Origin of the sequence: Hymenobacter sp. (assembly GCF_035709525.1) — a bacterium.
Taxonomy (GTDB): domain Bacteria; phylum Bacteroidota; class Bacteroidia; order Cytophagales; family Hymenobacteraceae; genus Hymenobacter.
Genome location: NZ_DASTEP010000069.1, coordinates 1 through 8305 on the forward strand (window position 1 = coordinate 1; position 8305 = coordinate 8305).

Annotated in this window: 5 protein-coding genes; 1 reads left to right on the plus strand and 4 read right to left on the minus strand. The window is 62.1% G+C overall.

Annotation, left to right across the window (positions count from 1 at the left end; all coding sequences use genetic code 11):
- Positions 1–106: 106 nt before the first annotated feature.
- Positions 107–2215: a bifunctional aldolase/short-chain dehydrogenase gene (locus tag VFO93_RS06385; protein ID WP_325133514.1), complete on the minus strand. Its 2109-nt coding sequence runs from the start codon at positions 2213–2215 to the stop codon at positions 107–109.
- A 237-nt stretch (positions 2216–2452) separates the two neighbouring features.
- Here VFO93_RS06385 and rhaT point away from each other — a divergent pair, with 237 nt between their 5' ends.
- Positions 2453–3547, plus strand: a complete 1095-nt coding sequence (gene rhaT / locus VFO93_RS06390) for an L-rhamnose/proton symporter RhaT (protein WP_325133515.1) — start codon at positions 2453–2455, stop codon at positions 3545–3547.
- A 183-nt stretch (positions 3548–3730) separates the two neighbouring features.
- On the opposite strand, the gene VFO93_RS06395 is transcribed toward rhaT, so the two are convergent.
- From VFO93_RS06395 to paaZ, 3 genes are all read right to left on the minus strand, one after another.
- A complete protein-coding gene (locus tag VFO93_RS06395) occupies positions 3731–4954 on the minus strand; it encodes an oligogalacturonate lyase family protein (RefSeq protein WP_325133516.1) in 1224 nt (407 codons plus the stop codon).
- A 241-nt stretch (positions 4955–5195) separates the two neighbouring features.
- Positions 5196–5963, minus strand: coding sequence for an enoyl-CoA hydratase/isomerase family protein (locus VFO93_RS06400; protein ID WP_325133517.1), 768 nt, complete (start codon positions 5961–5963; stop codon positions 5196–5198).
- A gap of 121 nt (positions 5964–6084) precedes the next feature.
- The gene (paaZ, locus tag VFO93_RS06405) at positions 6085–8151 is read right to left on the minus strand and encodes a phenylacetic acid degradation bifunctional protein PaaZ (RefSeq protein ID WP_325133518.1); all 2067 of its coding nucleotides are present in this window, start codon (positions 8149–8151) and stop codon (positions 6085–6087) included.
- Positions 8152–8305 lie beyond the last annotated feature (154 nt).

An 8305-nucleotide genomic window follows, 5' to 3' on the forward strand; every position in this document is an offset into this window, starting at 1 on the left:
GAAACGCGGACTACAAAGTCCGCGCAACGGCGGGCCGCCACAAACGCAAAACGTCAGGCCGAGCAAACCCGGCCTGACGTTTTCTAACAAGTAGCAAGAAGCAGCTTTAGCGCACGAAAGCCATCGCCACGCCGCCGTCTACGTTCAGCACGTTGCCGGTGCTCTTAGCCAGCGAGCCATCCACGAAGACCAGTACCGCCTTGGCGATGTCTTCCGACAGCAACTCTTCGCCGAGCAGCGTGCGCTTGGCGTAGTGGGCGGGCAGCTCCTCGACGGTGATGCCGTAGGCCTTGGCGCGGCCGGCTGCCCAGGCGCCTTCCCAGATTTTGGAGCCGCGCAGTACGGCGTCGGGGTTCACGGTATTCACGCGGATTTTGTCGGCGCCGAGCTCGGCGGCGAGTAGGCGGCTCATGTGCAGCTGGGCGGCTTTGGCGGTGCCGTAGGCCACGTTGTTGGGGCCGGCCACGAGGCCGTTTTTGCTGGCGATGTTCACGATGTCGCCGCCCAGGCCCTGCTGGCGCTGGATGGCCACGGCCTGCTGGCTCACCAGGAACTGGCCCTTCACGAGCACATCGTTGAGAATGTCCCAGTCGGCCTGCGTGGTTTCGCTCAGCGGCTTGCTGATGCTGAGGCCGGCGCAGTTTACTACGATATCGACGCCGCCAAATTGCAGCACCGTCTGGCGCAGGCTCTCGGCGATGGCTTCGGCGTCGAGCACGTCGATGGGCGCGGTGAGGGCGCTGTCTTTGCCGAACTGCTTGCGCAGGTTGGTTTGGGTTTCGTCGAGGCGGTCGCGGTCGGCGGCCACTACGCAGGCGCCGTTTTGGGCCAGCAGCTCGCAGATGGCCAGGCCGATGCCGCCGGTGCCGCCCGTGACGTAGGCAATTTTGCCCGAGAGGCTCTTGGGCTTGGGCATGCGCTGGAGCTTAGCTTCTTCGAGCAGCCAGTATTCGATGTTAAACGCCTCCTGCTCGGCCAGGCCCTGGTACTCGCTCACGGCCTCCGCGCCCTTCATCACGTTGATGGCATTGGTGTAGAATTCGGCGGCTACGCGGGCGGTCTGCTTGTCTTTCGAGAAGCTGAACATGCCCACGCCGGGCCACAGAATAATCACCGGGTTGGCGTCGCGCACGGCTGGCGAGTTATCGTGCTTGCTGCGCTCGTAGTAGGCTTTGTAGTCTTCGCGGTAGGCGGCAAACTGGGCTTCCAGGTAAGTTTTAACGGTGGCCGCGTCAGCCTTCATCTGCTCGGGGTCGAGCACGAGCGGGCGGATTTTGGTGCGCAGGAAGTGGTCGGGGCAGCTGGTGCCCTTGGCGGCGAGGCGCGGCAGGTCGTGGGAGTTCACAAACTCCAGCACGCGGGCGTCGTCGGTGTAGTGGCCGAGCATGCGGCGGTTGCTGCTGGCCAGGCCGCGCAGCACGGGCATCACCGACACGGCGAGGCGGCGGCGCTCGGCGGCGTCGGGGCCGTTTTCGAGCTTCACACCGCCGAAGACGGGCTTGTTTTTGCCGTAGTTGGCTTCCAGGTAGGTGGCCGCCATTTCAATCACTTCCAGCGTATTGATGTACGACTCGTAGCTGGTGTTGCCCCAGGTAAACAAGCCGTGCCCGCCCAGAATTACGCCGCGCAGGTTGGGGTTTTCGGCTACGATTTTCTCCAGTTGCAAGCCCAGGTCGAAGCCCGGCTTCTGCCAGGGCAGCCAGCCCATGGTATCGCCCCAGATTTCGTGCATAATCTGCTCGCCGTCCTTGCTGGCCGCGATGGCGATGAGGGCATCGGGGTGCAGGTGGTCGATGTGCTTGAAGGGCAGCAGGCCGTGCAGCGGGGTGTCGATGCTGGGCGTAGCGCACTTGGGGTCGAAGAGGCAATACTCAAACAAGCCCACCATTTCGTCTTCGTGCTCCAGGCCGCGGTAGCGGTTTTTGAGCTGGTGCAGCTTCTCTACGTAGAGGTTGGCGCAGCCGGCTTTGGTGAGCGTGCCGATGTCGCCGCCCGAGCCTTTCACCCACATCACCTCGGCGGGCTGGCCGCTCACGGGGTCGATTGCCTGAATCTTGCACGAGGTGTTGCCGCCCGCGTAGTTGGTCAGGCGCAGGTCGGCGCCGAGCAGGTTGGAGCGGTACAGGAACAGGGCCACTTCATCGCCGGCCAGTTCGGCGGCTTTGGCTTCGTCCCAGAGGTAGCTAACGTGGTTGAAAGTGAGCGTGGGATTCATAAGGGTGTCAGTATAAGGAGCCGGTTTGAAAAGGCCTGGTGTAGGTTACTGCAAAATTCTGCGGGCACTTGGCCCGCAACCTCCTGCACTCTCCTGCCCGCCAGTGAAATTTAGGTTACGCCACGGCTTGACTCAGCCTGATTGCGTGCACAGGACAGCACAGGAGGGTTTGGGGTGGGGGAGAGCGCAGCTTTGCCGGGCTACATTGCTTCGTTCATTTACTATCCCACCCAACTTATGGCCGTTATCTGGGGCGTCATTTTGCACGCGCTCGGGGGCTTTGCCTCCGGCAGTTTCTATTTGCCTTACAAGAAAGTAAACGGCTGGTCCTGGGAAAGCTACTGGCTGGTGGGCGGCATCGTGTCGTGGGTGTTCGCGCCCTGGATTATGGGCTCGCTCACGGTGCCCGACCTGCTGGGCGTGCTGCGCCAGACGCCCGCCAGCACGCTGGGCTGGGTGTACTTCTGGGGCGTGCTCTGGGGCTTCGGCGGGCTCACGTTTGGGCTGGCCATGCGCTACCTGGGGCTGAGCCTAGGCATGGCCGTGACGCTGGGCTTGTGCGCGGTATTCGGCACGGTGGTGCCGCCCATCTATAATGGGCAGTTTCCGGCGCTGGTGCGCTCGCTGTCGGGGCAGGTGACGCTGGCGGGCCTACTGGTGTGCGTGGTGGGCATTTTGGTGTGCGGCATGGCGGGCATTATGAAGGAAAAGTCGCTGAGCACCGAGCAAAAGAAGGCGGCCATTGCCGAATTTGACTTGCGTAAGGGCTTGCTGGTAGCCGTGTTTTCGGGGGTGATGAGCGCTTGCTTTGCCTTCGGCCTCGATGCCGGCCACGACATGGCCGAGCTGGCCCGGCAGGCCGGCACCAACGACCTGTTCGTGAACAACGCCACCTACATTCTCATCATGCTGGGCGGCCTCACTACCAATGCCGTGTGGTGCATCTACCTGCTGATTAAGAATAAAACTTACACCGACTACCTCAATCCGTCGATGCCCGCGCTGCGCAACATTCTGTTTTGCGCGCTGGCCGGCACTACGTGGTACTTCCAGTTTTTCTTCTACGGCATGGGCGACAGCAAGCTCGGCGACTACCGCTTCTCGGGCTGGACGATGCACATGGCCTTTATCATCGCCTTCAGCTCGATGTGGGGCCTGCTGCTGCACGAGTGGCGCGGGGCCAACCGCTCGACCATGCGTACCGTGCGGCTGGGCATCCTCACGGTAGTGCTCTCGACGGTGGTAGTGGGCTACGGTACGTATCTGAAATCGGAAAAGCCGGCCGCCGAAGCGCGGGCGGCTGCGGTGGAGCGGGCGGTAGCGGCGGAGTAATTCTGCTCTGGCGTGAAACCCCACCCCCGGCCCCTCCCCTCCGGGAGAGGGGAGCCTATCGTGGAGTTAAGAGTTATGAGTTGAGAGTTTTGAGTTGCTGCACTCTTAACTCAAAACTTAGAACTCATAACTCATCCGGCTCCCCTCTCCCGGAGGGGAGGGGCCGGGGGTGGGGTAATCACGTCAGGACGCCTTCGCGATTTCTACCGCGTAGACCTGCTCCTGGCCTTCAAAGTTGGCCCGAAAAATCACCCATTTGCCATCGGGCGAGAAGTGGACGTTGGGCTCCAGCTTGTAGCCGTGATAGGCCATGCGCACGAGGTGCTCGGCGGCGAAATGGTCGCCAGTGGGGCGAAACAGGTTAATCCACTGGCCATCGGGGGCTTTGGCCACCTGGCCAGGGTCGCCGCCGTCGCCGGCGAAGAGCGTCTGGTCGGGCGAGACGTTATAGTGAATCGACCACTCGTTGCGCTGGTGCTGGTAGCGCGTTTCGGGGCCGCCCGCCACCGGCGCGCCGGCCAGGTAAAAGGTCACGCTGCGCGGCTGCTGCAAGTCAAACCAAATCGTCTTGCCATCGGGACTGAAAAACTCGTGGCCCGCGATTTCGCCGTCCACCGTGCGCTGGTGCATCAGCTTGGTCGCGTGGCTTTTGATGCTGATGGTCCAGATGCGGTCGACCTTGCCCCACGGGCCTTCGTGGCAGTACATGAGCAGGTCGGGGTCGGTGGGCGAAAACTGCACGTGGCCCAGCCAGGTTTTTTCCTGGTAAATCTCCTCGCGCTTGCCCGTCTTCACGTTGATGGTGAACAGGATGTGCTGCACCTTGGCATCGTAGATACGGTTGAAGAAGTCGCTCTTGGCTGGGTACTTCTTGAAAATCTCGCGCGCCTCGGCCCCACCCAGCGAGCCCGCCAGCAGCGTCTCATCGGCGTTCAGGGTAGAGATACTACCCGGAAAATCGGTCGGAAACGTGTACACCTTGCGCTCCTTGCGCGTGTCGGCGTTGATGGCGTACACCTGGTTTTCAACCTGGTAGTACACGTCGTGGCTTTTGCGGCCCACTATCTCGCCGCTGATGCGCTTGTAGTAGCCCGTGAGCGGGCGCACCTGCCGCGTTTGCAGGTTCAGCAAACGTAGTTGCTGGCCTTTTTCGTCGGTGTGGTAAAACACCATTTCATCCTGGCCGCTGGCGGTTTTCAGGAAGGGATTGTTATGGAAGTAGAAGCTACCGTTTTTACCGTCGAGCGGGGTGAGGCGCACCACTTTGTGGCCGGTGGCCTGGTCGACCCATTCGGCGGCGGGCATGGGCTGCTGGCCGCCGGTTTCGAGGCGGGCCTGCGCCTGGGCGCGGGGGCCGGGTAGTAGCGGGGCCGCGCCGAGCAGCGCGGCAGCTAAGAGATAACGCATGACAGGTGGGAAAAGGATAGGCTCGCAAGAACCTTTTCCCGCCCGCCAAAACCCTCCTGTACTCTTCCGGGAGGGGTAGGCGAGGAAAGCGTTTTGTCATGCTGAGCGCAGCGTAGCGGAGTCGAAGCATTTCTACCGCTTCGTTGCTAGCGTTGGAAGTTACTCTGCTAAAGAGATGCTTCGACTCCGCTGCGCTGCGCTCAGCATGACAAACGGTTTTCACCTTTTGCTCACCCAACTCCTAGCCCTTAAATTTCGCAATAGCCTGCCGGGTAAAATCAGACAGCACCAGCCGCCCACTAATAGCGGCGCGCTCACCCAACAAGCTGTCCCAATGCGCAGTACCTTCCCAAATCACCTGCTTCAAGGCCGCCAAAGCGGCGGGGTTGTAGGCGGCCAGCTTCTCGGCGAAAGCCTGCACGGCGGCGTCCAGGGCGGCGGTGGTTTCCAGCACTTCGGCGTAGAGGCCGCGCGCCTGCGCCCAGGTGGCGGGGCGAAACTCGGCCGCGTCCAGCGCCAGCTGCGCGTAGGCGGCCACGCCGATTTTGCGCTCTACTATCGGCCCCACTACGAAGGGGCCGATGCCCACTACCAGCTCGCTGAGCTTCACGGCAGCTTGCGCGGTAGCAAAGCAATAATCGGTGGCCGCCGCCACGCCCACGCCGCCGCCGATGGCCTTGCCCTGCACCCGGCCGATGATGATTTTGGGGCAGGTGCGGCAGGCATTTATCACCTGCGCGAAGCCCGAGAAAAACTGCTGGCCCTGCGCTTCATCTTCGATAGCAATGAGCTCATCGAAGCTTGCGCCGGCGCAAAACGTGCGCTCGCCCTCACTCTTGAGGATGATGACTTTGGTGGTATCGGCCTGGCCCACGGCCGTGATGGTAGCGGCTAACTCGCGCAGAAGCTGGCCGGGCAGCGAGTTGTGCGAGGGGTGGAAAAAGGAGATGGTGGCAATGCCCAGGGCATCGGTAGTGGCGGCGACGTGGCCGGCGGTAAGGGTGCTCATACGATATAGTGCTGGTTTAAAAACGCCTGTCATGCTGAGCTTGCGAAGCATCCTATCACATTAAGTTATTTCAAACGTGATAAGATGCTTCGCAAGCTCAGCATGACAGGCGTGGGGGTACTTATTCCTGGTTTTTCTTCTTCACCATCGTCATGATGGTAGCCACGGCCACGGTGTCGCCGGTTTGGTCGGTTACTTCTACCAGCCAGCGCACGATGCCTTTGGCTACGTCGTCGGCGTCGCGCTTTTCCTGGCTTATTTTCTCTTTCACCGTCAAGGTCACGCCGATGGTAGTGCCGGGGTACACGGGCTTGGTGAAGCGGCATTCATCCAGCCCGTAGTTCAGCAACACCGGCCCCTTGCGCGGGTCCACGAACATGCCGGCCGCCTTGCTCAGGATGTAGTAGCCGTGGGCCACGCGGCCGGTGAAGAGCGTGCCTTCCAGCGAGGTAGCATCGACGTGGGCGTAGAAATTATCGCCTGACACCTGGGCAAAATTCGTGATGTCGGCCTCCGTCACCGTGTGCTTGTGCGTGGTATACGTCTGCCCGATTTCCAGCTCCTCGAAGTAGTGCTGAAACGGGTGCTTGTCCTTCTCAATCTGCCGGGCTTTCGGCTGATACACTTCCGTAATGGCCGTAATCATGCTGGGCGAGCCCTGCAAGGCCACGCGCTGCATAAAGTGCTCAACGCCCCGGATGCCGCCCATTTCCTGCCCGCCGCCGGCGCGGCCGGGGCCACCGTGGATGAGCTGCGGCATGGGTGAGCCGTGGCCGGTGCTTTCCTTGGCCATGTCATTGTTGATGACCAGGATGCGGCCGTGGTGCGTGGCCGCGCCCAGCACAAATTCCTGGGCCGTGCGCGGGTCGTTGGTAGCGATGCTACTCACCAGCGAGCCTTTGCCGAGGTTGGCCAGCTGCACGGCTTCGCCTAGGTCGTGGTAAGGCATCAGCGTCACTACCGGGCCGAAGGCTTCCAGTTCGTGGCTATCGGTGTATTCAAACGGCTTATCGTTGCGCAGCACCAGCGGCGAGATGAACGCGCCCTTGGCGAAATCGGCCCCGCGCTCGCGGCCCAGCAGCGGCACTTCGGCGTCGAGGTCGCCGTACACGATGGGCGTGTTTTTGGCGAGCTGCCGCACCTGTTCGCGCAGGCGCGCGGCCTGCTCGCGGCCGGCCAGCGCGCCCATTCGCACGCCTTCGGCCTGCGGGTGGCCGATGGTGGTTTGGGCCAGCGCTTTGCCGAGGGCGATTTGCACATCTTCAAGCAGATTATTGGGCACGATGGCGCGGCGGATGGCAGTGCATTTCTGCCCGCACTTGGCCGTCATTTCCTTGCGCACTTCTTTGATAAACAAGTCAAACTCCGGCGTACCGGGCACGGCGTCGGGGCCCAATACGGCGGCGTTGAGCGAGTCGGCTTCGAGCGTAAAGGGCACCGCCTCCGCGATGATGCGCGGGTGTGCCCGCAGCTTGGCCCCGGTGGCGGCCGAGCCGGTAAAAGTCACCACATCCTGGTACGTCACGTGGTCGAGAATGCCTTGCCCCGAGCCCACTACCAGTTGCAATGCGCCTTCAGGCAGGATGCCGCTGGCGATGATTTCGCGCACCACGGCCTCGGTGAGGTAGGCGCTGGGCACGGCGGGCTTCACCACGGCAGGCATCCCGGCCAGCAGGTTCACCGCGATTTTCTCCAGCATCCCCCAAATGGGGAAGTTATAGGCGTTGATGTGCACGGCCACGCCCTCGCGCGGCACCAGCAGGTGTTGCGCCATAAAAGTGCCGCCCTTGCTGAGCCCCACCGGCTCACCCTCCACGTAAAACGGCTTGTCGGGGAACTTGCGCCGCAGCGAGGCATTGGCAAACAGATTTCCGATACCACCCTCAATATCAATCCACGAGTCGGCCCGCGTGGCGCCCGAGCGGTAGCTCAGCTCGTAGAAAATTTCCTTTTTTTCCTGCAAGTGAAAAGCCAGCGCCTTGAGCATCCGCCCGCGCTCGTGGAAGGTCATCCGGCGCAGGGCCGGGTTGCCTACGCGGCGGCCGTAGGCCAGGATTTCGGCAAAGTCGAAGCCTTCGGTATTGGCCAGGGCGATGACTTCGCCGGTGCTGGCGTCGAGCAGCTCGTGCGGGGCGGTGGGGCCGGCGTCCCAGCGGCCGAGGGTGTAGTTTTCGAGGGTGGGCGTCATGGGAGAAATAGTAGTATATTCGGAATTATGCAACTCAGCCGGGTTAACCTCACCCCCCGGCCCCCTCTTCAAAAAAGAGGGGGAGCCTGACGCCTACCAACGTTTGCTGGCGGTCGGCTCCCCCTCTTTTTTGGAGAGGGGGCCGGGGGGTGAG